The organism is Streptomyces sp. enrichment culture, from assembly GCF_964273255.1.
Lineage (GTDB): Bacteria > Actinomycetota > Actinomycetes > Streptomycetales > Streptomycetaceae > Streptomyces.
This window is the reverse complement of the sequence record NZ_OZ186835.1, coordinates 288095-313609: the sequence shown is the minus strand read 5'-3', so window position 1 is coordinate 313609 and position 25515 is coordinate 288095. Positions and strand designations below refer to the sequence as shown.

The following is a 25515-nucleotide window of genomic DNA, read 5'->3' as shown; positions in this document are numbered from 1 at the left end:
CCCAATCTCCCCCGTGCCGCCCCGACGCGCACGGCGAACGGCCGGGGCCCCGCCGGGCCGCTCCGCGGTCCCGGCCCGGACCCGGCACCCGTGGGCCGCGCCCCGGCGGCCCGGCCCTCGCCGCCGTGCGGTGGCCGGAGCGGGGGCCGCGACGGCCCCCGGCCGCTCCGCCCGCCGCCGCACCAGTGACCGCGGTGCCTCGCGGCCGGTGCCTCGCGGCCGGTGCCTCGCGGCCCGCCGCTTCCCCCGTCTGCTGCCAGAACGCGCCGCAGGGGCTGCGCCCGGGTGCTTTACGCGCTGTAATGGCGAACGTGGTCGGTGAGGGCGCTGCGGAACGCAGCACGAGGACGCTGCGCGCGGAAAGTGCTCTCCGGACGATCGCGGCCGATCAGGAGTCCCCCCAGCGCGTGCGACGGGTGCTCGAACAGGCACTCGTCTTCGCCGGAGCCACCTTCGCGGCCCTCTACACCCCCGGCAGGGACGGCGACGTGCTGTGCCTGGTCGAGTCGGTCGGGGTGCCGAGGAACCTGTACGGGGTGCGCGACAGCTACCCCCTGACGGGCCGCTTCCCGGCCGCCGCGGCACTGCGCACCGGACGGCCGGTCTGGCTCGGCCCCAAGGAACTGGCCGAGCACGCCCACTCCCGCCGCGTCCCGGCGTACGACTTCTTCCTCGCCGCGCTGCCCGTGCGGCAGGGGGCCGGCTGCCTCCTCGCGGTGAGCGAACGCCCCGACGGCTTCGACCACGACGACCGGACCGGTCTGGGCCTCGTCGCCGACGCCCTCACCTCCCCGCCGCCCGCCGTGCCGGCGGACGGCGACGACCTGCCGCCCGGCGGCTTCAGCCTGGCCATGGACTCCGGCCGGGTGCGGGTCGGCCAGGACATCCTCGACCTGTTCGGCCTGGACCCCGGCGACTTCGACGGCCGGGTGGAGACCCTGCTCGGCCTGACCGTGCCGGAGGACCTGCCGTCCCTGATGTCCGTGGTCGAGGCGGACCACATGTCGATCGGCGACCGCGAGCTGGAGTTCCGTGTGCTCCAGCCCACCGGCCCGCCGAGGTGGCTGCGGCTGCGCGGCCGCCTCCTGCCCGGCGGCGAGGGCAACCCCGCCCGGCTGGTGGGCTCCGTGGCGGACGCCTCCACGCTGCGCTCCGACCTCACCGACGTGGCCCGCGTCCAGCGCCTGGCCGCCGCACTGGCCACCGCGGTCACCGTCCGTGACGTGGGCCAGGCCGTGGTCGCCGCGCTGCGCCGCCCCCTGCGGGCCGACCGCATCGCACTCGCCGAACTGGAGGGCGACCGGCTCGTCGTCACCGTCCTCGACCCGCCCGAACCCGAGTCCTGGCCGGAACTGTGGCGCAGCGAGTGGCGCGGCGAGTGGCCGGACGCGCCCGTGCGCTCCATGCCGACCCTGGCCGCCGCGCTGCGCGAGGGCCGGCCCCGGATCTGGTCCGCGGGCAGCGACCTGGAGGTCGCGCTCGCCGAGGTGGGCCCCGGCGGCCTGGCCGTCCTGCCGCTGCCCGCCGGGAACCGCATGGCCGGGGCCTGCCTCATCGGCTGGGACACCCCGCACGAGTTCGGCCCCGACGAGCGGGCGCTGCTCACCGCCGCCGCGGGTCTCGCCGGGCAGGCCCTGATGCGGGCCCGCGCCTTCGACGCCGAACACGAACTCGTCGGCATGCTGCAGCGCCAGCTGCTGCCGCGCCGGCTGCCCCGGCTGCCCGGCGCCGTCGCCGTGGCCCGGTACCTGCCGAGCACGGCCGGTCTGGAACTCGGCGGCGACTGGTACGACGTGATCCCGCTGCCCGACAACCACGTCGCCCTCGTCATCGGCGACGTCCAGGGCCACAGTGCCGCCGCGGCCACCCTCATGGGCCAGATGCGCACCGCGCTGCGCGCGTACGCGGTGGAGGGGCACCCCCCGGACGTCGTGGTGTCCCACGCCAACCGGCTGCTCATGGACATGGAGTCCGACCTCTTCGCCACGTGCTGCTATGTCGACGTCGACATGGAGGCGGGCTCGGCCTGGTGCGTCCGGGCCGGGCACCCGCCCCCGGTCCTGCGGCAGCCCGACGGGCGCACCGAGATCGTCGAGGCCGAGGGCGGACCGCCCCTCGGCGTGGTGAGCCGGGCCGACTTCCCGATGGGTCCGCTCCGCCTCCAGCCCGGCACGCTGATCGCCCTGACCACCGACGGCCTGGTGGAGACCCCCGAGTCCGACATCGACGAGGGCATGCGGGGGCTCGCCGCCCACCTGTCCGGTGCCGACCCCTCGGACCTCGGAGGCATCGCCGACACGCTGCTCGCCCGGGCTCCGCGCACCGACGACATCGCGCTCCTGCTGGTGCGCTACGACGGCATGGAGTCGCGTCCGCTGCGGGAGACCTGGACGGTGTGGCGGGTGCCGCAGGCGGTCGGACACGCCCGCCGCTTCACCCGGCGCACCCTGCGGTCCTGGGGCGTGCCGCAGTCGCTCGACCCGATCCTGCTGGCGGTGTCGGAGATGGTCACCAACGCGCTGGTGCACACCGAGGGTCCGGTCCGGCTGGACCTCACCCTCGTCCACAACCGGCTGCGCCTCGCCGTCGCCGACTCCTCGCCCCGCAGCCCGGTCAAGCCCACCAGCATCGGCTGGGAGGCCACCGGGGGCCGGGGCATCCTGCTCGTGGAGGCCGTGTCGGACTCCTGGGGGACGCTCCCGGTCAGCGGGGGCAAGCAGGTGTGGGCGGAGTTCGTCCTCGACCGGGACCGATGACGAGCCGGCCGCCGGCCGGGAGCCGTGCGACCGGGCCGGTGCCCGGGAGCCCGAGACCGGGCCGCCACCCGGGAGCGGGAAAGGGGCGCGCACACCCGACGCGCGCCGGCGCACACCTGCGGGACGGGGCGCGGGCGCACACGCGGGACCGGGCGCCGGCGCCTTACCCCGCGCCCGCGCCGGGTGACCGGCGGTCCGGGCCGGGTACCCGGGCCCCGCGCGCCCCGCACGGCGCGCGGAACCGAGTACGGCGACCAGCCACGGGAGGACCCGCCATGGCCCAGTACGTCCGCGACATCATGACCTCCGCCCCGGCGACCGTCGGACCGCACACCTCCGTGGCCGAGACCGCCCGGGTCATGCGCGACCGCGACCTCGGCTCAGTCCTGGTCACGGACGGCGACCGGCTGCGCGGCGTGGTCACCGACCGCGACCTGGTGGTGCGCGCGCTCGCCCTCGGCACGGACCCCGAGCAGACCACCGTGGCGCGGGCGTGCAGTGAGGACCCGGTGACCGTCGGGCCGGGTGACGAGCTGGACCGTGCCGTACGGCTGATGCGCGAGCACGCGGTGCGCCGGATGCCGGTCGTCGACTCGGGGAAGCTCGTCGGGGTCATCTCTTTGGGTGACGCCGCGATGGAACGCGACCCGGACTCCGCCCTCGCCGGGATCAGCGCGGCCCGCCCGCAAACCTGACCGCCCCGCTTCGTACGCCCGCGCGGGAGGCAACCGCGGTCACCGCTCGCCGCGTTGGAGCGCCGGAGGGGTGCGGGCCCGGCCGCGGGGGACGCGGAGCGGACGCCGTGGTTTGCCCGCCGGACGGCCGGGGACCCGGGGGCCAGCGGATCCAGAAGGAAGATGATGCGTCGTGACCACGCAGACCGAGACCCAAGCACGACCCAGCCCGCCCGAGACCGGGTGGGCGACGGCCCAGCGCCTGCGGGGTGAGCACCCCCTGCGGACCTGTCTGCCGGCCGTCGCCGGCCGCACCGGGTCCGCCACGCCGAGGACGGACGCCGAGGGCAACATCGTGCGGGGCGAGGACTGACCTCCGGTCCCGGTACGAAGCGGAACCCGGGGGTCTTCACCTGCTCTCTCACCGGATGTCGTCATGAACAAGCACAACACATGACGCCCGTGGGGCCCGAAGAGCACTAAGGTGAGTCGAATGAAGGCTCTCGTGCTGTCCGGCGGTGCCGGAACCCGGCTCAGGCCGATCACCCACACCTCGGCCAAGCAGTTGGTGCCCGTCGCCAACAAGCCCGTGCTGTTCTACGGGTTGGAGTCCCTCGCGGACGCGGGCATCACGGACGTCGGGATGATCGTCGGTGACACGGCCGCGGAGATCGAGGAGGCCGTCGGCGACGGTTCGGCGTTCGGTCTCAAAGTCACCTACATCCCCCAGGAGAAGCCCCTCGGGCTGGCCCACGCGGTCCTGATCGCCCGCGACTGGCTCGGCGACGACGACTTCGTGATGTACCTCGGCGACAACTTCATCGTCGGAGGGATCACCGGGCTCGTCGAGGAGTTCCGCCGGCACCGGCCCGACGCGCAGATCCTGCTCACCCGCGTCGCCGACCCGCGCTCCTTCGGCGTCGCCGAACTCGACGCGTCCGGCCAGGTCGTCGGGCTGGAGGAGAAGCCCGAAGCCCCCAAGAGCGACCTCGCACTGGTCGGCGTCTACCTCTTCACCCCGCTCATCCACGACGCGGTGCGCGCCATCACCCCCTCCTGGCGGGGCGAACTCGAAATCACCCACGCCATCCAGCATTTGATCGACGCGCGGGCGGACGTGCGCTGTACCGTCATCCAGGGTTACTGGAAGGACACCGGCAACGTCGTCGACATGCTGGAGGTCAACCGCTCGGTCCTGGAGGGGATCGACCGGCGTCTCGACGGCGACATCGACGACGCCTCCGAGGCCATCGGCCGCGTGGTCGTGGAGGAAGGGGCGCGCATCGTGAACTCACGCATCGTCGGCCCCGCCGTGATCGCCGCGGGCACGGTCGTCAGCCACTCCTACATCGGCCCCTTCACCTCCGTCGCGGAGAACTGCCGGATCACCGACAGCGAGGTCGAGTTCTCGATCGTGCTGCGGGACTCCTCCATCGACGGCGTCAGCCGCATCGAGTCCTCGCTGATCGGCCGGCACGTCGAGGTGACCCCGGCGCCCAGCGTGCCCAGCGCCCACCGACTCGTCCTCGGAGACCACAGCAAGGTGCAGATCCACTCATGAACCTCCTCGTCACCGGCGCCGCCGGCTTCATCGGCTCCCGCTACGTCCGCACCCTCCTCGCGGACGACGCCCCCGACGCGCCGCGCGTCACCGTGCTGGACGCGCTCACCTACGCGGGCACCCTGGACAACCTGCAACTCGACCACCCCCGGCTGGAGTTCGTCCAGGGCGACATCCGGGACGCCGAACTCGTCGGCAAGCTGACCGCCGAGGCCGACCAGGTCGTCCACTTCGCCGCCGAGTCCCACGTCGACCGGTCCATCCTGACCGCCTCCGACTTCGTCCTCACCAACGTCGTCGGCACCCAGGTCCTGCTCGACGCCGCCCTGCGGCACGGCATCGAGACCTTCGTGCACGTGTCCACCGACGAGGTCTACGGCTCGATCGCGCAGGGCTCGGCGACCGAGGAGTACCCGCTGGAGCCCAGCTCCCCGTACTCCGCCTCCAAGGCGTCCTCCGACCTGCTCGCCCTCTCCTACCACCGCACCCACGGCCTGGACGTCCGCGTCACCCGCTGCTCCAACAACTACGGGCCGCACCAGTTCCCCGAGAAGGTCATCCCCCTCTTCGTCACCAACCTCCTCGACGGGAAGAAGGTCCCCCTCTACGGCGAGGGCCTGAACGTCCGCGACTGGCTGTACGTCGACGACCACTGCGCCGGCGTCGACCTCGTCCGCACGCGCGGCCGGGCCGGCGAGGTCTACAACATCGGCGGCGGCACCGAACTCACCAACAAGGAACTCACCGGCCTCCTCCTCGACGCCTGCGGCGCAGACTGGGACAGCGTGGAGTACGTCGAGGACCGCAAGGGACACGACCTGCGCTACTCCGTCGACTGGAGCAAGTCCCGCGACGAACTCGGCTACCGCCCCCGCCACGACTTCACCACCGGCCTCGCCGAGACCGTCGCCTGGTACCGGGACAACCGCGCCTGGTGGGAACCGCTCAAGCAGCGCGTCACCGGGGGGCGACCGTGAGCTGGCTGGTCACCGGCGCCGGCGGCATGCTCGGCCGGGACGTCGTCGACACCCTCACCCGGCGCGGTGAGCCGGTCACCGGCCTGGACCGGGCCGCCCTCGACATCACCGACGCCGGCGCCGTCGAGCGCACCCTGGCCGCGCACTCACCCTCCCTGGTGGTCAACTGCGCCGCCTACACGGCCGTCGACGACGCCGAGACCGACGAGGCGGCCGCCACCCGCATCAACGGCGACGGCCCCCGGCTGCTCGCCCGCGCCTGCGCCGCCCACGGCGCCCGGCTGATCCACGTGTCCACCGACTACGTCTTCTCCGGCGAGGCCCGCAGCACCCCCTATCCCGAGGACCACCCCACCGGCCCGCGCACCGCCTACGGCCGCTCCAAGCTGGCCGGCGAACAGGCCGTGCTGGAGGAACTCCCCGGCGCGAGCGCCGTGGTGCGCACCGCCTGGCTGTACGGGGTCCACGGCAAGAACTTCGTGCGGACGATGATCGGTCTCGAGGCCGGCCGCCCCACCGTCGACGTCGTCGACGACCAGCGGGGGCAGCCCACCTGGAGCGCGGACGTCGCCGAACGCATCGCCGATCTCGGCCCCCGGGTCGGCGACGGCACGCACGGCGTCTTCCACGCCACCAACTCCGGCGAGGCCACCTGGTACGAGCTGGCGCGGGAGGTGTTCCGCCTGGTCGGCGCCGACCCCTCACGGGTGCGGCCCACCACCGGCGCGGCCTTCCCCCGGCCCGCGCCGCGCCCCGCCTACAGCGCCCTCGCACACGGCCGCTGGCGGGAGACCGGCCTGCCGGAGCCCCGCGACTGGCGCGCCGCCCTGCACGAAGCACTGCCCCGCATCCGCAAGGAGAGTCCCCTTCGTGAAACGCCATGAGTTCCTGCGGGAACTGCACAAGGTCAGCGCGAACCGCAACTACCTGGAGATCGGCGTCAACGACGGGCGCAGCCTGCGCCTGTCCCGCGTCCCCAGCATCGCGATCGACCCCGCCTTCAAGGTCGTCTCGGAGATCAAGTGCGACGTCCACCTGGTGAAGGCCACCAGCGACGACTTCTTCGCCCGTGACAACCCCCTGGCCCACCTCAAGGGCGGCCGCCATCCGCTGCGCAACCTGCGCCGCGGACGCAGCCCCATCGGGCACTGGCGCCGCACCACGCTCGACCTGTCGTTCATCGACGGCATGCACCTCTTCGAGTACGCGCTGCGCGACTTCATGAACGTCGAGAAGCACTCCGACTGGTCCAGCGTGATCGTGTTCGACGACATGCTGCCGCGGAGCGTGGACGAGGCGGCCCGGGACCGGCACACCGGAGCCTGGACCGGAGACGTCTACAAGATCACCGAAGTCCTGGCGCGCCACCGCCCCGACCTGGTGACGATCCTCGTCGACACCCAGCCCACCGGCCAGCTCGTCGTGTTCGGCGCCGACCCCGAGAATACGGTGCTGCACGACACGTACGACGAGCTCATGGCCGAGTACAAGGTGCCCGACCCGCAGAAGGTCCCGGAGTCGATCCTGGAGCGGGCCAGCGCGGTGCCGCCCGAGGCGCTGCTGGAGGCCGGCTTCTGGCGGGCGCTCGTCCAGGCCCGCAACCGCGGCCTGCCGCGGCGCATGGGCTGGGAGCCCCTGCGCCGCGCCCTGGAACAGGTCGGCGTCAGTCGCTGAGGCCCCTGCCGCGCAGCTCGTCGTAGCGTGCGCGGCAGGCAGCGTAGGACGGCAGCAGGCCGAGGCGCTCCGCCTCGGCCAGCGTCGGCGCCTGCTCGTCCTTCGGGGACAGCACCGGGTCGATGCCCTCCGGCCAGGCGATGCCGAGGGCCGGGTCCAGCGGGTGCACCCCGTGCTCCCGGCCGGGCGCGTAGCCCGTCGAGCAGAGGTAGACCACGGTCGCGTCGTCGGTCAGGGCCATGAACGCGTGGCCCAGACCCTCGCTGAGGAAGACCGCGTGCCGGGTGTCGTCGTCGAGCCGGACGGCCTCGGAGCGTCCGTAGCCGGGGGAGCCCACCCGCAGGTCGATCACCACGTCGAGGACCGCCCCCCGCACACAGGTGACGTACTTGGCCTGGCCGGGCGGCACGTCCGCGAAGTGCACCCCGCGCAGCACGCCCCGCCGTGAGACGGAGCAGTTGGCCTGCGCGAGGGTCAGGTCGTAGCCCGTCGCCTCGCGGAACTCCTCGCCCCGGTACCACTCGTGGAAGCTGCCCCGCTCGTCGGGGAACACCTTGGGTTCGAGCACCCAGGCGCCCTCGATCTCCAACGCGCGCACCCTCTACCGCCTTCCCTTGATGATCGGTGCCACACGGGCCCGGACGGCCCCCAGCACGCGCCGGGCCCGCCTCGCCAGCTTCCGCGCCGTACCCGGACGAGGTACGGGCACCACCAGGGTGCGTCCGCCGCGGGCCCGCAGGGCGAACGGCAGCGCGGTGTACCGCGGTTCCGCCGCGTCCGGGGCCGTCGAGACGGCCACCCGCCAGGTGCCGCGCGGCAGCCCGGCCGGCAGGGCCGACTCCAGCCACGAACCCGTCTCACCGGGAGCGGCGTTCAGGGTGCCGGCAGCGTGCAGCGCCCGCCCCGACGCGGTGAACCGTACTCCCACCTCGGTGCCGTGCCGTGCGTGCAGCGGCAGCCGGGCGCGCAGCCGGCCCCCGGAGAACGAGACACCGGGGCGGCGCACCCGGTCCAGGCCGAGGCGTCTGCCCTTGACACCCACGGTGAGCGCGAGGTGGCCGTGCGGCTCCGTCCAGTACGGCAGGACCGTGCGGCCGCCGTCGACGACGCCCGCGTCGGGCTCGGGGCGGGTGGCGTGGGACGCGGGTCCCAGCCGGCACTCCTTCGTCCAGCCGCCCAGCTTGACCCGGGCGACGGCGTCCCACACGCCTTCGCGCGGCAGGGCGGCGGGGTCGACGGCCGCCTCCGCGCGCAGCTGCAGCCTCACCTGCTCGCCGTCCTCGGCGGTGACCGTCTCCAGGGTGAACTCGACGGGCTGGAAGTACTGGGCCGCGGTGGACCGTTCGCGCAGCAGGAGGTCCGCGGTGGCCTGTCCGGCACGGGCCGCGGTCTCCGCCGCCACCCAGGCCACCGCCTCCTCCACGTTCTTCGGCGTGTCGGTCAGGGGGGCCCGGGAGGCTCCGGCGGGGAACGCCATGGGCTGCTTGGCCGAGGTGTACTCGGCGGTGAAGCCGACGTGCAGCACGCCGTCCCGCCACTCCACCGCGGTGGGCGTCGCGACGGGGGCCACCGCGGCCTCCCACTCGGCGAAGGCCACCAGATCGTCGTAGCGGTCGGCCGCGGTGAACGCGGCGACCACCTGCTGCGTCGGCTGGAGCCCGGCCGCGACGCCCGGCCCGAAGCGCTCGACGACCACCTTGTGGATCTCGGCGAACAGCTCCCTGCGGTAGTCGTCGGGCAGGGCCAGCAGGCGCCGGGCGCGCAGCCGTTCCACCATCTCCACCCGCAGCCACCGGCGGAACAGCCGGTCCCGCACCGGGCCCGGCTCGGTGTACTTCTCCACCACGTCCAGCGCCTCGCGCAGGTTCGCGAAGTAGCCCACCGGGTCGAAGCGCTGGAACCCGGCGTTCGAGGCGTCGTCGCGCCGGATGTGGTAGTAGCACACGTAGTCACTGAGCACCGACACGTTGTCCGCGCGCAGGTACGCCTCCGTCACGAAGACGTGGTCCTCCAGCCGGCGCCGGCCCTCCGGGAAGCGCAGCCCGATGCGGTCGAGGAACTCCCGGCGGAACATCTTGTGCGGGGTGAGGCTGTCGATCAGCGGGGCGTTCTCGACGGTGGCCCGGGGGTGGTTGCGGCGGAACAGCTCCACCGGCACCCCTCGGTTCTTGCCCGCCATCTTGCCCACGACCACGTCCGCGCCGTGGGCGACGCCGTAGGCGTACATCCGCTCCAGGGCCTCGTCGCCCAGGTAGTCGTCGTTGTCGACGAACATCACGAACTCGCCGCGCGCGGCGGCGATGCCGACGTTGCGTGGCTTGCCCGACCAGCCGGAGTTCTCCTGGTGGATCACCCGCATCCGCGGGTCCTCGGCGGCCAGCCGGTCCAGCCGGTCCGGTGTCCCGTCCGTGGATCCGTCGTCCACGAAGATGGCTTCGTACTCCTCGTCCGGCAGGGACTGCCGCTGGAGCGAGGAGATGCAGTCCTCGATGTAGCGTCCCGGGTTGTACACGGGAACGATGACGCTGACCTTGACCGGCATCGCGATGGTGGGCCCTTCGGGTGTTATGCCGTCGTACGGGCGGACGTGGGGTGCGTTGCCCGAGCCTAACCCCGTGGACAGCGCCGTCCCATCCTCTCACCACCGTCCGCGCGCACCCATGATCCGCACCGGCGCGTCCCGGCCGACCGGCCTGTGCGGCAGGCGACTTGGGGCGGCGCGACGGTGCGCGGGTCACCGGCCGGGACCGGTGGTGCGGATAGGTTGCCTCCCGTGCGACTGCTGCTGATGTCCGACACCCATGTGCCCCGGCGTGCCAAGGCACTGCCCGCCCCACTGCTGGACGAGATCCCGCGCGCCGACGTCGTCGTGCACGCCGGGGACTGGGTCGACGAGGCCACCCTCGACCTGCTGGAGAGCCGCAGCCGCCGGCTCCTCGCCGTCTACGGCAACAACGACGGCCCGGGCCTGCGGACACGGCTGCCCGAGGTGGCCTTCGCGGAGCTGGCGGGCCTGCGTTTCGGCGTGGTGCACGAGACCGGGCCCGCGAAGGGCCGGGAGAGCCGCTGCGCGGCCCGGTTCCCGGACCTCGACGTGCTGGTGTTCGGGCACAGTCACATCCCGTGGGACACCACGGCCGCCACGGGACTGCGTCTGCTCAACCCCGGCTCGCCGACCGACCGCCGCCGACAGCCCCACTGCACCTACCTGACCGCCACGGTCTCGGCAGGCGCGCTGCACGAGGTGGAACTCCACCGGCTGCCGCCACGGCGCTGAGGGCCGGGCCGGAACGACGGGCCGGGCCGCTTCGTGTCGGTGGAAGCGGCCCGGACGCTGCGAGTAGGTGCGCTCTCACGGACCTCCTTCCCACGATCGGAGGTGGTAACGGGCGACTACCCCTCCCTCCGGGCCTCACACACCCTTTTCTCCCGACTCGTGCCACCGGTGGGGCCGGGCCCCCGAACACCGCGTGCACCGACCCCAGGGGCACCACGGGTCCCTCGCGCCCCCGCCGTCCGGGTCCGGGCTCGGATGGGCGGCGCGGCCCCGGACGCGACGTCAGCCGCCCGAGGGACCGCTCCAGCCGGCGGGCACCCGGCCGAGCCGGACGCGCTGCGGGTGGTCGCCCACCGGGACGGAGACGGTCTTCTCCCCGGTGGCGAAGTCGATCACCGTGACCCGGTCGGCCCCGCTCTCCGAGACCACGCAGGACCCTCCGTCCCCGCTCACGGTCGCCCAGTACGGCTTGGAGACGGGCACCAGCGGGCCCTCCCGCAGGGTGGCGCGGTCGACCACGGTCGCGTAGTCGTCCATGGTGCCCGCCACGCACAGCTTGCTGCCGTCCGGCTTCATGGTGATGCCGTGGTGGCGGGAGTCGTTGACCCAGGTGGTGCGGTCCGTGCTGGTGGCCGGGTTCTTCGGCAGGGTCTTGGTGCGGGTGATGCGGTCGGTGGCGACGTCGTACTCGAAGAAGCCGTGGAAGAAGGAGACCTGGAAGTACAGCGTGGACTCGTCCGGGGAGAAGGCGGCGGGCCGGACGGCGTCGGAGTGCTCACCGAGCCCGGCGGCGTCGAGCCGCTCCCGCATGTCGATCACCTTCACCTGCTCGAAGGTGGTGGCGTCGGCGACGGTGATCCGGCGGTCGCCCTTCGTCCAGTCGAGCCAGGGGGCGTCGAGCGCGGTGTTGACCTCGCCGATGGACATGTTCCAGATGTGCCGGCCGTCGGCGCTGAAGATGTTCTCGTGCGGCTTGTCCCCGGTCCGGAAGGAGCCCACCTCCCGGCCGGTGCGGATGTCCAGCACGTGGACGGTGTTGGAGGTGGAGGCGGAGACCGCGACGCGGGTGCCGTCGGGGGAGACGGCCATGTGGTCGGAGCGGTAACCCGACACGGGGAAGCGCCAGTTGATCCGGCCGGTGGCGAGGTCGAGGGAGACGACGTCGGCGAAGCTGGGCCGGGAGACGACCACCGACCTGCCGTCCGGGGTGGAGTACATGTCGTCGACGAACTGGTCGTGGCCCTCGCCGACGCTGTTGCGGATGGCCATGAAGTAGATCCAGCGGATCGGGTCGGCGTTGATCTGCGCCATCCGCTCCTGCCGGTCGGGGACGACGTCGATCCGTCCGATCCGCGCGAAGTCGCCGTCGGACCGCAGCACATCGGCGGTTCCGTCCCAGTTGTTGCCGACGAACAGCACCTGACGCGAGGAGGCGGGGGCGCCGGGGTCCTCCTCCGCCGCCGTCGCGGCGGTCGCGGGCAGGGCGGCGGTGAGGGCGAGGGCGGCGGCGACGGAGTACAGGCGCCGGGTTCCGGGGGCGGACATGACTGCTCCCTCCAGTGGGGGTGGGGACCGGGGGCGGGGGTCGGGGGCGGGAAAGGGGGCCGCGCTGAGCGGTCGTCCGGGCGGCCCGGGCCGGACGCCCGGGCGGGACCGGCCGACGGTGGGACGCCGTGCAGGGCAAGGGCGTGCAGGGCAGGAGCATGCATGGCAAGGGCATGCCAAAGAGGGGCCGGGATCTGAACAGCGGTGCTTTCAGAATCAACTTACTGAAAAGTAGGGACGGAGGGCCTTCTCCACAAGACCGCGTACACGACAAAATTGGTGATCGCACAAGGAGGGGAGGGCCGGTGCCGGACGACGTCAGGACGCGGAGCGGGCGCTACGCCGGGAAGTCCGCCGAGGAGCGCCGGGCCGAACGGCGCCGCAGGTTCCTCGACGCCGCGCTCCAGCTGTTCGGTGCCGGCCCCGGCTACCGGTCCACCACGGTCGCCGCCCTCTGCGAGGCCGCGGGCCTGTCCACCCGCCAGTTCTACGAGGAGTTCCGCACCCTGGAGGACGTGCTCGCCGCGCTCCACCTCCAGGTCAACGACCGGACCGAGGAAGCGGTCCTGGCCGCGGCGGCCGGCGCCGCCGGGCTGCCGCTCCCCGAGCGCGCCGCCGCGATCTTCCGCGCCTACGCCGACCACGTCACCGGCGACCCGCGCCGGATCCGCATCACCTTCGTCGAGATCGTGGGCGTCAGCCCCCGCCTGGAGCGGCAGCGGCTCGCCCGGCGGTCCCGGTGGATCGACCTCATCCGCGCCGAGGCCGACGCCGCCGCGGCCCGCGGCGAGGCCGCCGCACGCGACTACCGCCTGCCCGCCACGGCCTTCATCGGCAGCGTCAACGGCCTGCTCCACGACTGGAACGCGGGCTGGGTCGACGCCACCCGCGACGAGGTCGTGGACGAACTCGTCCGCCAGCTCCTGGCCGCCCTCCGTCCCGTGGACCGGACCGCCCCCGCTCCGTGATCCGTCGCTCCGCGGCGGAGCCGGCCCCGGTGGGTGCCGGCGCCCGCCCCGCCGCGGCAGCCGTCACTCGTCCCAGGCCTGGATCAGCGTCTGCTCGGTGATCCTGCCGTCCCGCAGCGACAGCATCGACTCCGAGAGCACCCGCACCCCGTCCGGGTAGCGGCAGCTCTCGCTGTAGGCGGCGTGGTCGCCCTGGACCACGCACTGCTCCAGTTTGTGCGTCATGTCCCGGCTGTAGACGTCGTCGAGCATCGCCGCGATCTCGTCCCGGCCGCGCAGCACCTTCGGGTGGCTGGGCTGTGCGGTGTGGTCGACGATGCGCAACTCGGCGTCGTCCGCGTAGAGCGACAGCAGCATCTCCGCGTTGTCCGCCTCGATGCCCCGGCGCAGGGTGTCGTTGTCGAAGGCGGGTCCTGCCGAGGTAGTCATGATGACCTCCTTCGAGGAGCCGCCGCCCTCTCGGTACGGGCCGCGTGGCCCCTCCCTACGAGGCTCCTCCCCCTCGACCGCCACGGCAAGCCCGCTCCGCGCGCTCCGCAGGACGGGTGAGACGCGGCGCCCGCCCGTGACCCGAACGGGCCCCCGGACGTTTCCGGGGCATGATCTCCACACGACGCCTCGTCGCCGCCGTCGGTCTCGCCGCCTCGGTCACCGGCCTCGCCGTCCCGACGGCGAGCGCCGCCGACCTCCCGGCGGCCGGCCCGCTCAACCCGGTCAGCACGCTCGACTCGCTGGTGGTCAGCGAGATCCCCGCCGAGCACAAGGACGACATGCTGCTGCCGTCCTCCCAGCTCACCGGCCTGAACCGGCTCAACGACCTGAACCAGCTGAACCAGCTCACCGGGCTCGCCGCCCCGGTCCTCGGAGTGGTTCCCGCCGTCCAGACCTGACGGGCCGGCCGCGAGTACCGCACGGGGGCCGTCCCGGCCGGGACGGCCCCCCGGGCGTTCCGCGCGGGCCGGCCGCCCGGCACCGGCTGCCCGGCCGCGGCGCCGGTGGAGCCCGCTCAGTCCGCGGTCGCCAGGAACTGGGTCGCGGCGAGCTCCGCGTACAGCGGGTCGGAGGTCACCAGTTCCCGGTGCGTGCCCACGGCCCGGACCCGGCCGGTGTCCATCACCACGATCCGGTCGGCGGCCGTCACCGTCGACAGCCGGTGCGCCACCACCAGCACCGTCGTCGTCCGTGCCACATCGGCCACGGTGTCCCGCAGCGCCGCCTCGTTCACCGCGTCGAGCTGCGAGGTCGCCTCGTCGAGCAGCAGCAGCCGGGGGCGCCGCAGCAGCGCGCGGGCGATGGCGACCCGCTGCCGCTCACCGCCGGACAACTTGGTGCCGCGGTGCCCGACCCGGGTGTGCAGACCGTCGGGCAGCCGGGCCACCAGACCGTCCAGCCGGGTCGTCTTCAGCACCCGCGCCAGCGTGGCGTCGTCCGCCTCCGGGTTGCCCAGCAGCAGGTTGTCCCGCAGCGAGCCCGACAGCACCGGCGCGTCCTGCTCCACGTAACCGATCGCCGCCCGCAGCCGCGGCAGCTCCCAGTCGGCCAGGTCCCGCCCGTCCAGCGTGATCCTCCCGGAGTCCGGCTCGTAGAACCGCTCGATCAGCGAGAACACGGTGGTCTTCCCCGCCCCGGACGGCCCGACGAACGCCGTCATGCCCTGCGCGGGCACGGTGAAGGTCACCCCGTGGTGGACGAACGGCAGGTCGTCGGCGTAGCGGAAGCGGACATCGGTGAAGGCGAGCGCCGCGGGCGCCGTGCCCGGCTCCGGCAGCGGGGCGGGCCGCGCCGCCGGTTCCGCGGGCAGCCGCAGCGCCTCCTGGATGCGCGACAGGGCCGCACTGCCCGTCTGGTACTGGGTGACGGCCCCGACGAGCTGCGATATCGGCGCCATCAGGTAGAACACGAACAGCAGGAACGCCACCAGGGTCCCGATGTCGATGGCGCCCGTCGCGACCCGCGCACCCCCCACCGCCAGGACCGTGATGAAGGCGACCTGCATCGACAGGCCGGCCGTGTTGCCCGCGGCGGCCGACCACTTGGCCGCCCGCACGCTCTGCCGCCACGACTCCTGCGCCGCCTCGTGCAGGGCCCGCTCCTCGCGGGGTTCGGCGCCCGACGCCTTCACCGTGCGCAGCGCGCCCAGCACCCGCTCCAGCGACGCGCCCATCACCCCGACCGCGTCCTGCGCCTGCCGGCTGGCCCGGCTGATGCGCGGCACGATCACCCCGAGGACCGTGCCCGCGCCCGCGATCACCCCCAGGGTCACCGCCAGCAGGACCGGGTCCACGAAGCCCATCAGCACCACGGTCGCGATCAGGGTGAGTCCGCCGGTGCCGACGCCGACCAGCGCGTCGGTGGTCACCTCCCGCAGCAGCGTGGTGTCCGAGGTGATCCGCGCCATCAGGTCGCCGGGCTCACTGCGGTCCACCGCCGAGACCCGCAGCCGCAGCAGGTACGACGACAGCGAGCGCCGCGCACCCAGCACCACCGACTCCGCGGTCCGCCGCAGGACGTACGAACCGACGGCGCCCAGGACGGCGTTGGCCACCACCAGGGCCGACATCAGCAGCACCGCACCGGTGATCGCCCGGTCGTCGGCCAGGTCGTCGATGAGGTCCCGGGCCACCAGCGGCAGCATCAGCCCGGTGGCCCCGGTCATCAGCGACAGCACGGCGCCGCCCAGCAGGGCCCACCGGTGCGGTCGCACGTACTCCAGCAGCAGCCGCCGGGCAGGCGGACCGCTCTCCGTCTCGGTCGCGCTCACGGCGTCCCTTCGGCGTGTCGGGTCGGGCCCACAGGCTACGTCGGCACCGTGGCCCCGGGCCCGCGGGTTTCCGGCGGCCGGCCCCGCCGCCCGGCCCGCCACCCGCGGGTGCAGGGCCTCCCACCGGCCGTTTCGTCGTAGGGTCGGCAGTGTACGGACGGCAGCCGACGAAGGAGTCAGCACCATGGCGCAGGAAGTGCGCGGCGTGATCGCGCCGGGCAAGGACGAGCCGGTACGCGTCGAGACGATCGTCGTCCCCGACCCGGGGCCCGGCGAGGCGGTCGTCACGATCCAGGCGTGCGGTGTGTGCCACACCGACCTGCACTACAAACAGGGCGGCATCAACGACGACTTCCCGTTCCTGCTCGGCCACGAGGCCGCCGGCGTGGTCGAGTCGGTGGGCGAGGGCGTCACCGACGTCGCGCCCGGCGACTTCGTCGTCCTCAACTGGCGCGCGGTGTGCGGCACCTGCCGGGCGTGCCTGCGCGGACGCCCCTGGTACTGCTTCGACACGCACAACGCGCGGCAGAGGATGACCCTGACCGACGGGACCGAACTCTCCCCGGCCCTGGGCATCGGCGCCTTCGCCGAGAAGACGCTGGTCGCGGCCGGGCAGTGCACCAAGGTCGACCCGGCCGTGTCCCCGGCCGTCGCGGGACTGCTGGGCTGCGGGGTGATGGCCGGCATCGGCGCCGCGATCAACACCGGCAACGTCGGCCGCGGCGACTCGGTGGCCGTCATCGGCTGCGGCGGTGTCGGCGACGCGGCGATCGCCGGGTCCCGGCTGGCCGGCGCGGCGAAGATCATCGCCGTCGACATCGACGACCGCAAGCTGGAGACCGCCCGCTCCATGGGCGCCACCCACACCGTCAACTCCCGGCAGACCGACCCCGTGGAGGCGGTCCGGGACCTCACCGGCGGGTTCGGCGCCGACGTCGTCATCGAGGCCGTCGGCCGCCCCGAGACGTACGAGCAGGCGTTCTACGCCCGCGACCTGGCCGGCACGGTGGTGCTCGTCGGCGTGCCCACCCCCGACATGAAACTGGAACTGCCGCTGCTCGACGTGTTCGGCCGCGGCGGCTCCCTGAAGTCGTCCTGGTACGGCGACTGCCTGCCCTCCCGGGACTTCCCGATGCTCGTGGACCTGCATCTGCAAGGCCGACTCGATCTGGAGGCATTCGTGACCGAGACGATCCGACTCGACGAGGTGGAGAAGGCGTTCGAGCGGATGCACCGCGGCGACGTCCTGCGTTCGGTGGTGGTGCTGTGATGACCGCCCGCATCGAACGACTCGTCACCTCGGGCCAGTTCAGCCTCGACGGCGGAACCTGGGACGTGGACAACAACGTGTGGATCGTCGGCGACGACCACGAGGTGATCGTCATCGACGCCGCCCACGACGCCGACGCCATCGCCGAGGCCGTCGGCGACCGCAGGCTGACCGCCATCGTGTGCACCCACGCCCACAACGACCACGTCAACGCCGCGCCCGCCCTCGCCGAGCGCACCGGGGCCGCGATCTGGCTGCACCGCGACGACCTGCCCCTGTGGAAGCAGACCCACCCGGACCGCGACCCCGACCACTGGCTGGTCGACGGCCAGGTGATCGAGGCGGCCGGCTGCGACCTCACGGTGCTGCACACCCCGGGGCACGCGCCGGGCGCGGTCTGCCTCTACGACCAGGGCCTGGGCACCGTGTTCACCGGGGACACCCTGTTCCAGGGCGGTCCGGGCGCCACCGGCCGCTCGTACTCCCACTTCCCGACGATCATCGACTCGATCCGGGACCGGCTGCTCACCCTCCCGCCCGAGACCGAGGTCCGCACCGGTCACGGCGACAGCACCACCATCGGCGCCGAGGCCCCGCACCTCGACGCGTGGATCGCCCGCGGCCACTGAGCCACCCCGGGGCGTCGCCCGGCCGCCGCACACGCCCGGCCGGGCGACGCACCGGAGGATCCGGGTGACGTCCCGGAAAAGGCGACAGGAGATGTCCGGTTCACCCGGCACCGTGGGGGCGACAGCACGTTCGCGGTGACAGGAGGGCACACATGTCGGAGCAGCTCGAAGGCAAGGTCGCACTGGTGGCGGGGGCGACCCGGGGCGCCGGACGCGGCATCGCCGTGGAACTGGGGGCCGCGGGCGCGACCGTCTACGTCACCGGCCGCACCACCCGCGCCCGCCGCTCCGAGTACGACCGCCCCGAGACCATCGAGGACACCGCCGACCTGGTCACCGAGGCCGGCGGCACCGGCATCGCGGTGCCCACCGACCACCTGGACCCGGTACAGGTGCGCACGCTGGTCGAGCGCATCGACGCCGAGCAGGGCCGGCTGGACGTCCTCGTCAACGACATCTGGGGCGGCGAGACGCTGTTCGACTGGGAGGCGCCGGTCTGGGAGCACGACCTCGACAAGGGCCTGCGGCTGCTCCGCCTCGCCGTCGACACGCACGCCATCACCAGCCACCACGCGCTGCCCCTGCTGCTGCGCCGTCCCGGGGGACTGGTCGTCGAGGTCACCGACGGCACCGCCGACTACAACCGGGACACCTACCGCGTCTCCTTCTTCTACGACCTCGCCAAGTCCTCCGTGCTGCGGATGGCCTTCGCCCTCGGCCACGAACTCGCCCCCCGCGGGGCCTGCGCCGTCGCCCTCACCCCCGGCTGGATGCGCTCGGAGATGATGCTCGACCACTACGGCGTGCGCGAGGACAACTGGCGCGACGCCCTGGACCGCGTCCCGCACTTCGCCATCTCCGAGACCCCCCGCTACGTCGGCCGGGCCGTCGCCGCGCTCGCCGCCGACCCGGAGGTGGCCCGGTTCAACGGCACGTCGCTCTCCAGCGGCCGACTGGCCCGGGAGTACGGATTCACCGACCTCGACGGCAGCCGCCCCGACGCCTGGCGCTACCTCGTCGAGGTCCAGGACCGGGGGCTGCCCGCCGACGTGACCGGCTACCGCTGACGACCGCCGACACCGGTCCGCCGGTCCGCCGGCACCGGCGGACCGGCACCGCCCCCTGCCGCGATGATCGTCCGGACAGTACCGTCACCCCATGACGACGCACAGCGCACGTTTCGAGGGGTACGGCGTACTGGTCACCGGCGGGGCCCGCGGCATCGGGGCCGCCACCTGCCTGCGGTTCGCCCGGGAGGGCGCGCGGGTCCTGGTGGCCGACCTGGACGGGGCCGAGGCCGAGCGGCATGCCGCCGCCCTGCGCGAACAGGGGTTCACGGCCGAGGGCATCGGCTGCGACGTGGCCGGCCGGGCGTCGGTCGACGCCGCCGTGGCACACGCCGTGGACGCCTTCGGCTCGCTGGACGTCCTGGTCAACAACGCCGCCCACTGCACCCCGGACACCCCCCGCTTCGAGGACGGCGAGGACGAGGACTGGGCCGCCGACCTCGACGTCACCCTGGTCGGTGCCTACCGCTGCTGCCGCGCGGCTCTGCCGCACCTCGCCGCCTCCGGCCGGGGTGCCGTGGTGAGCATCGGCTCGGTCAACGGCCTCCAGCACTTCGGCAACCACTCCTACAGTGCGGCCAAGGCCGGCCTGATGTCCCTCACCCGCACCCTCGCCGGCCACGCCGGGCCCCGGGGGGTGCGGGTCAACCTGGTGGCGCCGGGCACCGTCCGGACCCGGGCATGGGAGGGGCGGGACGACGACCTGGAGGCCATGCGCGCCGCCTATCCGCTGGGGCGGGTCGGCGAGCCCGAGGACATCGCCGCTGCCGTCGCCTTCCTCGCCTCCCGCGACGCCGCCTGGATCACCGGCCACACCCTGGTCGTGGACGGCGGCATCACCGCGGTCAACTCCGGTTTCCTGCGGGCCGTGTCGGGACCGGACGGGACCTGAACCCGGGGCGTCAGGACCTGACCCGGGGCGTCAGCGGGCGAGCGCCGCGGACAGCGCGTCGGCGACCCGCTCCACGTCCGCGCGCTCGGTGCGCCAGTTGCTGAACGCGGCCCGCAGCGCGGGCACGCCGTCGTACACCGTCGGCGACAGGAACGCCGCACCGCCGGCCGCCACCGCGTGGCCCAGTGCGGCGACCCGCTCCGCGCTCGGGTCGTCGGAGAGCGTGAAACACACCACGTTGAGCCGCACCGGGGCCAGCAGCCGCAGTCCCGGCAGGTGCGCGACGCGCTCGCCGAGCAGGCGCGCCGACGCCACGTTCCGCTCGACGATCTCGCGGTGCCCCGCACGGCCGTAGGCCATGAGCGAGAACCACGCCGGCAGCGCCCGCAGGCGGCGCGAGCTCTCCGGGGTCAGGTGCAGGAAGTCCGGCTCACCGGCGGGCTGCCCCAGATAGGCGGCGGAGTTGTGGAACACCGCGGTCTGCAGGTCCCGGCGGCGGGTGAACTGCACGGCGGAGTCGTAGGGCACGTTCAGCCACTTGTGCAGGTCGACGCAGACCGAGTCGGCCGCGTCGAGACCGTCGACGAGCCGGGCGTGGGCGGGGGCCAGGGCCGCGAAACCGCCGAAGGCGGCGTCCACGTGCAGCCAGAAGCCGTGCTTCTCGCGCAGCGCCGCCACGGCCCGCAGGTCGTCGAAGTCGACCGTGTTCACCGTCCCGGCGTTCGCCACCACGACCACCGGGCGCCCCGCCCGCTCGGCGAGCGCGGCGTCCAGCGCCGCCACGTCCACGGCCTCGCGGTTGCCCGGCAGGAGCGGGACCTGCCGCAGGGCGCCCCGGCCCAGGCCCAGCACGGACAGCGCCTTGCCGATCGAGGAGTGCGGGCTGCCCGACAGCACCTCCACCGGCCCCAGCGCGGCCACGCCGTCCCGCGCCACGTCGACCCCCAGCCGTTCCCCCAGCCACTCACGGGCGACGGCCAGCCCGACCGTGTTGGACATGGTCGCGCCGGTGACGAACGCCCCGTGATGCTCCTCGCCGAGCCCGAACAGCTCCCGCAGCCAGCCGACCGTCTCCCGTTCCAGCGCCGTCGCCCACGACCCCACGGCGGCGGAGGCGTTCTGGTCGTGGGCCCCGGTCAGCCAGTCCCCGGCGAGCGCCGCGGGCGTCACCCCGCCGGTGACGAAGCCGAGGTAGCGGGGCCCCGCCGAGCCGGAGAAGCCCGGCGCCCACCGGTCGGTGAACCGGGCCAGCGCGCCGTCCGCCCCCACCCCGTGCGACGGCAGGGGGTCCGGCGCCGGCGCGGCGTCGAGGCGGGCCGCCGGCCGCCCGGCCGACGCGGTTACCTCCCCGACGGCGGCGTCACGGGCGTGCTGCAGGAGCTGGGGGAACCGGGCGAGATCACCGGCGAGTGCGGGGTCCATGGGCGGGAGCGTAGGCGCTGCCCCCGGGCGGGTCCCGGTCCACCGGCCGGCGGGTGGACCGGCACCCCGCCGAATCCGGGAATGTCACCGTTCGGTCGCGGGTGGTCCGCGGCCACAACCGAACGGGCCGGCCGGATGTCCAACAGTCGGACAGCACGGACCACGTGACCGATTCCGCGGAAAGGCATGACGGACCATGGGGGACATTCGCAGACGGGGCGCCGTCGCCCTCGGGATCACCTCGCTGGTGGCCCCGCTCGCACTCGCCGCCGGTACCGCCCCGGCGCACGCCGCGAGTTGCACCACCAAGGCGGGGCCGCACCAGAAGAAGGTGGAGAAGTTCCTCGGCCGTCCGGCCGACGGAAAGCAGTCCGGCGCGGACTGCAAGGCGATCCGCGCCTTCCAGACCAAGCACGGCATCACCCCGGCCATCGGCTACGCCGGTCCGGTCACCTGGGGTGTGATGGACCTCATGCAGAAGCAGAAGGCCGTCGGCAAGAACCCCAACAAAGCGGGCAGGTGCCCCGTCAACAAGGGCCGGATCGCCTGCGTGAACCTCACGCTCCAGATCAGCTGGATCCAGGACGGCAAGAAGCTGAAGTACGGTCCCGTGCCGGTGCGCACCGGACGCGACGGGTACGAGACCCGCACCGGTTCGAAGAAGATCTACTGGCGCACCATCGACCACGTCTCGACCATCTACGACGTGCCCATGCCCTACAGCCAGTTCTTCGACGGCGGGCAGGCCTTCCACTCGGCGGCCGTCAGCATGTGGAACCCGCCCGGCTCGCGCGGCTGCGTCAACATGACGAAGGCCGACGCGAAGAAGTACTGGTCGCTGCTGAAGAACGGCGACGACGTGTACGTGTACGGCCGCAAGCCGGGCACCTGACCCGTCCGCCGCGCACCCGGCCCGCCGCCCGCGCTCCGCCACGTGCCGAGTGCCCCGTGCCACGTGTCACGCGCCGCCCGGTCCCGGGCGGCGGTCCGGCGGACGGGGGCGGCCGGGTGCCCGGCGCCGGGCGGAGCCTGTGCGGGGCACCCGGCATGTGAACTCGCCCACGTCCGGCGGTACATGGACGTGAGCAGAGACACGTCGGAAATGTCCGATGCGCGTGCGATTACTCACAGCGCCTTCACGTCGGCCGCCGTATGCTTCACAGCATGTCCACCAGTGTTGAAGCCTCCGAGCGATCGGCTGCCGAGGTCAACGAGGAGATCCGGGCCCTGTGGCTCCGGTCGGGCGGGACACTGAGCGTCGAACAGCGCGAGCAGTACCAGCGCCTGGTCCTGGAATGGGCCGCGGCCCTCCCGCAGTCGGCCGAAGCGGCCTGAGGTCCCTCGTCCGGGTCCCGAGGGTCCCGCGCAGGACCCCGGCCCCCGCGAACCTCCGCAGCGCGCACCACCCCCAGGGCACCCGCCGTCGCAGCGGGTGCCCTTTCCGGCCGTTCCGGCACGCCCCGGGCGACGGCCGTCACCCGGGGCGTGCCGGCCGTCAGCCCCAGGTGGCCGAGTAGCGCCTCCGGTAGGCCTTCCGGTCCTGCTCGGCCCGGATCCAGCGGGTGGCCACCAGCGCCACCAGACTGCCTCCCATGACGAGCATGCCCGGCCCGATGTTGCGCGGGTCCGTGAGCCGCGACAGCAGCGTCGAGGCGTCCGGGATGCCCGCGGACGCCCCCGGTGACGTGCCGCCCGGGGCGGCGGCGCCCTGGCCCTCCGGCGGTTCCGCGGGCGCCGTGGCGGTGCCGTCGCCGCCCTGCGCCGAGACGATGAGCTTCACCTTCAGCTGCGCCAGCGCCTTCGTCACGGGCTGGAAGTACGTCGTGCCGCCGGACCAGCAGTCACCGCTGCCGCCCGAGGTGACGCCGAGCGCGATGCCCTCCGAGAACATCGGGCCGCCGCTGTCGCCGGGTTCGGCGCACACGTTGGTCTCGATCAGGCCGCTGACCGTGCCCTCCGGGTAGTTGACCGTCGCGCCGAGCGCGGTGACCTCGCCGTCGCGCAGCCCGCTGGTGCTGCCGCTGCGGAACACCCGCTGGCCGACGGTCGCCTCGCCCACCCCGGTGATCCGGATGCCCTTGCCGTCCCCGACGGCGACCACCCCGGCGCCCTCGCCGGCCCTGCCGCTGTCGTACTCGATCAGCGAGTAGTCGTCGCCCGGGAAGCTGCCGCCGACGGTCGTGCCGACCTGCTCCCGCCCCCCGCCGTCGGCGAACCACACGGAGCCGTCGGGCCCGCAGTGCCCGGCCGTGAGGATGAACTCCCGGGTGCCGTCCGTCACGTTGAACCCCGCCGAGCAGCGTCCCGCGGTCGACAGGAGGGGCTCCGCCCCGTTGAGGCGGGTGGTGAACGTCCCCTCGGTGCGCTCCATGCGGACGAACCCGCCGATGTCCTCGGCCACGCCGGTCAGCTCGGACCAGTCGTCGGCCGACACCGTGCTGTCGCCCCGGACCACCACCTCGTTCGAGCGGTAGTCCAGCGCCCAGGCGGTGCCGGGCACGCGCGGCGCCGCCTTGAGGGTCCTGGTGGCGCCCCGGAGGTCGTCCAGGCTGTGCCGCACCATCCTGGGTTCGGCCCCGGCCCGGCGGACCGCCTCGGCCGCCTTCTCGTCGGTGACCGCGACCACCGTGGCCCCGTCGTCCGCGATCCAGGTGCCGGCCGTGCGGGAGGCCCCCAGCTCGGACACCAACGCGGGCCCCGTGCCCGCCTCCTGCTCGGCGGCGGCGTACGGGACCGCCTCCGGAACCGCGGGCTCGCTCGCGACGGCCCGCGTCACCATCGTGCCCCCCAGGAGGAGTCCGCCGACGGCCGCCAGCCGTGTCACTCGCCGGACGACCCGTCGTCGTGCGTGCCTCATGCATGGCTCCCGAACCAGTACAACGCGGTGCGCGCGCACCGCGGAGGCCTCCCGTGAGTGGAGTGCCCCCCTCCCATACGGCGGACGGCGGCGCGGTGTTCACCGACGGCCCGTCACACGTTCCTCAGGGGGCGTCAACCGGCCACGCCGAGCGGGTCGTCGGCGCCGGGGGCCAGGACGCCCCAGCTCCGGGCGTCGCCCCACACGGACGCCGGGAGGACGTACGGGCGCAGCAGCGCGGTGAGGACCGGATCCCCGCGCCCGTTCAGTTCGTCGGAGGCGATCCGCCGGGCCGTGCCCGCCAGGAAGTCGGCCAGCTGGACCCGGGCGTCCGACCGCGCGACGACCAGCTCCAGGCCGGTGAGCGCGATGCCCGCGCGCCGGGCGGTCTCCTCGACCCACGCGATGCGTTCCGGCGTCAGGATGTTCTGCCGGTCGTGCACCAGCCGCACCGGCCGGCCGCCCGCGCTCCCGTGCGCGGCCGTCGCGACGATGGCCGGAAGCAGCGGCTCCAGCACCGGTATGTGCCCGGCCGGCGCGCCGGACAGCCCCGCCCGGTACGCCTCGGCCCGGTCCCGGCGCTCCGCCAGCCCGTCCAGCACCCGGGCCGTCCGTGCGGCGGGGCGGGCGGCGCGCAGGGCGTCGACCGTGGCGAGGAAGTGGTCGACGGGCGCGCGCCGTTCACCGTCGTGGCGTCCGCGCAGCAGCCGGTTGGCGGCGGCCAGGAACGCCCGCCACCCCTCGTCCCCCAGATCGCGCCGCCCCGTGCGGAACAGCGCCGCGGCCGCCTCCGGATCGGCCAGGAGCAGGTCGGTGACCCGGTCCACCACGAAGAACGCCTTCTCCGTGAGGTGCACCCCCGCCCGGCCGTGGAGCGGCCCGTCCGGGGCCAGCAGCCACTCCAGGACCCGCCGGTGCTTCTCGCGCAGCAGGTGGTTGGCCTTGTACTCCTCGGCGGGGGAGCGGATGCGGGCGCGGACCTCCCGCAGGGCGAGCGCCGCCGCCGTCACCGGGACGTGCACCCCGGCGTGGGCGAACACGTCGGTGTTCCCGCCGGTCAGGTTCTCGCCGTCCGACCCCGACTCGTCGCAGGCCACCTCCCGCGCGGGACCCGTGCCGGGGCCGGTCCCGGGGTCCGTGCCCGCCGTCGTGTCCGCCTCGTCCTCGCCCACTCCTCGGCCCCCT

Annotated in this window: 24 protein-coding genes; 16 read left to right on the top strand and 8 right to left on the bottom strand. The window is 73.9% G+C overall.

From position 1 onward, the window contains the following. The first annotated feature begins 302 nt into the window (after window positions 1–302). The 7 genes from ACSU53_RS01415 (at window position 303) to ACSU53_RS01385 (ending at window position 7642) form a co-directional block, all read left to right on the top strand. Window positions 303–2756 (top strand): SpoIIE family protein phosphatase, encoded by a 2454-nt coding sequence (locus tag ACSU53_RS01415; RefSeq protein ID WP_437024376.1) that lies wholly within the window; start codon window positions 303–305, stop codon window positions 2754–2756. Window positions 2757–3031: 275 nt separating this feature from the next. Then, window positions 3032–3451: a CBS domain-containing protein gene (locus ACSU53_RS01410; RefSeq protein ID WP_437024375.1), complete on the top strand. Its 420-nt coding sequence runs from the start codon at window positions 3032–3034 to the stop codon at window positions 3449–3451. Window positions 3452–3623: 172 nt separating this feature from the next. After that, window positions 3624–3803: a hypothetical protein gene (locus ACSU53_RS01405; protein WP_437024374.1), complete on the top strand. Its 180-nt coding sequence runs from the start codon at window positions 3624–3626 to the stop codon at window positions 3801–3803. Between the two features lie 120 nt (window positions 3804–3923). Next, the gene (locus ACSU53_RS01400) at window positions 3924–4991 is read left to right on the top strand and encodes a glucose-1-phosphate thymidylyltransferase (RefSeq protein WP_437024373.1); all 1068 of its coding nucleotides are present in this window, start codon (window positions 3924–3926) and stop codon (window positions 4989–4991) included. Further along, window positions 4988–5968, top strand: coding sequence for a dTDP-glucose 4,6-dehydratase (gene rfbB / locus ACSU53_RS01395; protein WP_437024372.1), 981 nt, complete (start codon window positions 4988–4990; stop codon window positions 5966–5968). Before ACSU53_RS01400 ends, rfbB begins: the two co-directional genes overlap by 4 nt. Next, window positions 5965–6852, top strand: a complete 888-nt coding sequence (gene rfbD, locus ACSU53_RS01390; protein ID WP_437024371.1) for a dTDP-4-dehydrorhamnose reductase — start codon at window positions 5965–5967, stop codon at window positions 6850–6852. The genes rfbB and rfbD overlap by 4 nt, the downstream gene beginning before the upstream one ends. Further along, window positions 6839–7642, top strand: a complete 804-nt coding sequence (locus tag ACSU53_RS01385; protein WP_437024370.1) for a class I SAM-dependent methyltransferase — start codon at window positions 6839–6841, stop codon at window positions 7640–7642. Before rfbD ends, ACSU53_RS01385 begins: the two co-directional genes overlap by 14 nt. Here ACSU53_RS01385 and rfbC read toward each other — a convergent pair. Further along, the gene (gene rfbC, locus ACSU53_RS01380) at window positions 7632–8240 is read right to left on the bottom strand and encodes a dTDP-4-dehydrorhamnose 3,5-epimerase (protein ID WP_437024369.1); all 609 of its coding nucleotides are present in this window, start codon (window positions 8238–8240) and stop codon (window positions 7632–7634) included. The two genes, ACSU53_RS01385 and rfbC, sit on opposite strands and share 11 nt — an antisense overlap. Before the next feature lie 3 nt (window positions 8241–8243). After that, window positions 8244–10184: a glycosyltransferase family 2 protein gene (locus tag ACSU53_RS01375; protein ID WP_437024368.1), complete on the bottom strand. Its 1941-nt coding sequence runs from the start codon at window positions 10182–10184 to the stop codon at window positions 8244–8246. Between the two features lie 231 nt (window positions 10185–10415). Here ACSU53_RS01375 and ACSU53_RS01370 point away from each other — a divergent pair, with 231 nt between their 5' ends. Beyond that, window positions 10416–10919, top strand: coding sequence for a metallophosphoesterase family protein (locus ACSU53_RS01370; protein ID WP_437024367.1), 504 nt, complete (start codon window positions 10416–10418; stop codon window positions 10917–10919). Between the two features lie 282 nt (window positions 10920–11201). Here the strand turns inward: ACSU53_RS01370 and ACSU53_RS01365 are convergent, their stop codons facing one another. Next, on the bottom strand, window positions 11202–12464 hold the full coding sequence (locus tag ACSU53_RS01365) for a YncE family protein (protein ID WP_437024366.1): 1263 nt from the start codon (window positions 12462–12464) through the stop codon (window positions 11202–11204). Window positions 12465–12769: 305 nt separating this feature from the next. Here ACSU53_RS01365 and ACSU53_RS01360 point away from each other — a divergent pair, with 305 nt between their 5' ends. Next, window positions 12770–13432, top strand: coding sequence for a TetR/AcrR family transcriptional regulator (locus ACSU53_RS01360; RefSeq protein WP_437024365.1), 663 nt, complete (start codon window positions 12770–12772; stop codon window positions 13430–13432). A gap of 63 nt (window positions 13433–13495) precedes the next feature. Here the strand turns inward: ACSU53_RS01360 and ACSU53_RS01355 are convergent, their stop codons facing one another. Next, window positions 13496–13861 (bottom strand): nuclear transport factor 2 family protein, encoded by a 366-nt coding sequence (locus tag ACSU53_RS01355; protein ID WP_362097105.1) that lies wholly within the window; start codon window positions 13859–13861, stop codon window positions 13496–13498. A 170-nt stretch (window positions 13862–14031) separates the two neighbouring features. Between ACSU53_RS01355 and ACSU53_RS01350 the strand changes: the two genes are divergently transcribed. Continuing rightward, a complete protein-coding gene (locus tag ACSU53_RS01350; RefSeq protein ID WP_437024364.1) occupies window positions 14032–14322 on the top strand; it encodes a hypothetical protein in 291 nt (96 codons plus the stop codon). Between the two features lie 116 nt (window positions 14323–14438). On the opposite strand, the gene ACSU53_RS01345 is transcribed toward ACSU53_RS01350, so the two are convergent. Next, window positions 14439–16193 (bottom strand): ABC transporter ATP-binding protein, encoded by a 1755-nt coding sequence (locus ACSU53_RS01345; protein ID WP_437024363.1) that lies wholly within the window; start codon window positions 16191–16193, stop codon window positions 14439–14441. 184 nt (window positions 16194–16377) lie between these two features. Between ACSU53_RS01345 and ACSU53_RS01340 the strand changes: the two genes are divergently transcribed. The 4 genes from ACSU53_RS01340 to ACSU53_RS01325 all read left to right on the top strand — a co-directional run bounded on the left by ACSU53_RS01340 (window position 16378) and on the right by ACSU53_RS01325 (window position 20051). Further along, window positions 16378–17463, top strand: coding sequence for an S-(hydroxymethyl)mycothiol dehydrogenase (locus ACSU53_RS01340; protein WP_437024362.1), 1086 nt, complete (start codon window positions 16378–16380; stop codon window positions 17461–17463). Continuing rightward, window positions 17463–18092 (top strand): MBL fold metallo-hydrolase, encoded by a 630-nt coding sequence (locus tag ACSU53_RS01335; RefSeq protein WP_437024361.1) that lies wholly within the window; start codon window positions 17463–17465, stop codon window positions 18090–18092. Before ACSU53_RS01340 ends, ACSU53_RS01335 begins: the two co-directional genes overlap by 1 nt. A 152-nt stretch (window positions 18093–18244) precedes the next feature. Next, window positions 18245–19159, top strand: coding sequence for an SDR family oxidoreductase (locus ACSU53_RS01330; RefSeq protein ID WP_437024360.1), 915 nt, complete (start codon window positions 18245–18247; stop codon window positions 19157–19159). Window positions 19160–19250: 91 nt separating this feature from the next. After that, complete coding sequence (locus ACSU53_RS01325; protein WP_437024359.1) at window positions 19251–20051, top strand: SDR family NAD(P)-dependent oxidoreductase; 801 nt, start codon at window positions 19251–19253, stop codon at window positions 20049–20051. A 30-nt stretch (window positions 20052–20081) separates the two neighbouring features. Here ACSU53_RS01325 and ACSU53_RS01320 read toward each other — a convergent pair whose 3' ends face one another. Further along, window positions 20082–21473, bottom strand: coding sequence for a pyridoxal phosphate-dependent decarboxylase family protein (locus ACSU53_RS01320; RefSeq protein WP_437024358.1), 1392 nt, complete (start codon window positions 21471–21473; stop codon window positions 20082–20084). 196 nt (window positions 21474–21669) lie between these two features. On the opposite strand from ACSU53_RS01320, the gene ACSU53_RS01315 reads away from it, so the two are divergent. Together ACSU53_RS01315 and ACSU53_RS01310 are read left to right on the top strand one after the other, a co-directional pair. Next, window positions 21670–22365, top strand: coding sequence for a L,D-transpeptidase family protein (locus ACSU53_RS01315; RefSeq protein ID WP_437024357.1), 696 nt, complete (start codon window positions 21670–21672; stop codon window positions 22363–22365). Window positions 22366–22625: 260 nt separating this feature from the next. Beyond that, the gene (locus tag ACSU53_RS01310) at window positions 22626–22808 is read left to right on the top strand and encodes a hypothetical protein (RefSeq protein WP_164335239.1); all 183 of its coding nucleotides are present in this window, start codon (window positions 22626–22628) and stop codon (window positions 22806–22808) included. Window positions 22809–22968: 160 nt separating this feature from the next. Here the strand turns inward: ACSU53_RS01310 and ACSU53_RS01305 are convergent, their stop codons facing one another. Further along, a complete protein-coding gene (locus tag ACSU53_RS01305; RefSeq protein ID WP_437024356.1) occupies window positions 22969–24330 on the bottom strand; it encodes a S1 family peptidase in 1362 nt (453 codons plus the stop codon). A 134-nt stretch (window positions 24331–24464) separates the two neighbouring features. Then, window positions 24465–25502 (bottom strand): hypothetical protein, encoded by a 1038-nt coding sequence (locus tag ACSU53_RS01300; RefSeq protein ID WP_437024355.1) that lies wholly within the window; start codon window positions 25500–25502, stop codon window positions 24465–24467. Window positions 25503–25515: the final 13 nt, after the last annotated feature.

Excerpts from the sequence above, each read along its gene's own strand:
- ACSU53_RS01365 (WP_437024366.1), bottom strand. The coding sequence starts at position 12,464 with ATGTCCGCCCCCGGAACCCGGCGCCTGTACTCCGTCGCCGCCGCCCTC.
- ACSU53_RS01400 (WP_437024373.1), top strand. The coding sequence starts at position 3,924 with ATGAAGGCTCTCGTGCTGTCCGGCGGTGCCGGAACCCGGCTCAGGCCG.
- ACSU53_RS01305 (WP_437024356.1), bottom strand. The coding sequence starts at position 24,330 with ATGAGGCACGCACGACGACGGGTCGTCCGGCGAGTGACACGGCTGGCG.
- ACSU53_RS01415 (WP_437024376.1), top strand. The coding sequence starts at position 303 with ATGGCGAACGTGGTCGGTGAGGGCGCTGCGGAACGCAGCACGAGGACG.
- ACSU53_RS01335 (WP_437024361.1), top strand. The coding sequence starts at position 17,463 with ATGACCGCCCGCATCGAACGACTCGTCACCTCGGGCCAGTTCAGCCTC.
- ACSU53_RS01375 (WP_437024368.1), bottom strand. The coding sequence starts at position 10,184 with ATGCCGGTCAAGGTCAGCGTCATCGTTCCCGTGTACAACCCGGGACGC.
- ACSU53_RS01410 (WP_437024375.1), top strand. The coding sequence starts at position 3,032 with ATGGCCCAGTACGTCCGCGACATCATGACCTCCGCCCCGGCGACCGTC.
- ACSU53_RS01340 (WP_437024362.1), top strand. The coding sequence starts at position 16,378 with ATGGCGCAGGAAGTGCGCGGCGTGATCGCGCCGGGCAAGGACGAGCCG.
- ACSU53_RS01315 (WP_437024357.1), top strand. The coding sequence starts at position 21,670 with ATGGGGGACATTCGCAGACGGGGCGCCGTCGCCCTCGGGATCACCTCG.
- rfbB (WP_437024372.1), top strand. The coding sequence starts at position 4,988 with ATGAACCTCCTCGTCACCGGCGCCGCCGGCTTCATCGGCTCCCGCTAC.
- ACSU53_RS01355 (WP_362097105.1), bottom strand. The coding sequence starts at position 13,861 with ATGACTACCTCGGCAGGACCCGCCTTCGACAACGACACCCTGCGCCGG.
- ACSU53_RS01310 (WP_164335239.1), top strand. The coding sequence starts at position 22,626 with ATGCTTCACAGCATGTCCACCAGTGTTGAAGCCTCCGAGCGATCGGCT.
- ACSU53_RS01320 (WP_437024358.1), bottom strand. The coding sequence starts at position 21,473 with ATGGACCCCGCACTCGCCGGTGATCTCGCCCGGTTCCCCCAGCTCCTG.
- ACSU53_RS01330 (WP_437024360.1), top strand. The coding sequence starts at position 18,245 with ATGTCGGAGCAGCTCGAAGGCAAGGTCGCACTGGTGGCGGGGGCGACC.
- ACSU53_RS01325 (WP_437024359.1), top strand. The coding sequence starts at position 19,251 with ATGACGACGCACAGCGCACGTTTCGAGGGGTACGGCGTACTGGTCACC.
- ACSU53_RS01350 (WP_437024364.1), top strand. The coding sequence starts at position 14,032 with ATGATCTCCACACGACGCCTCGTCGCCGCCGTCGGTCTCGCCGCCTCG.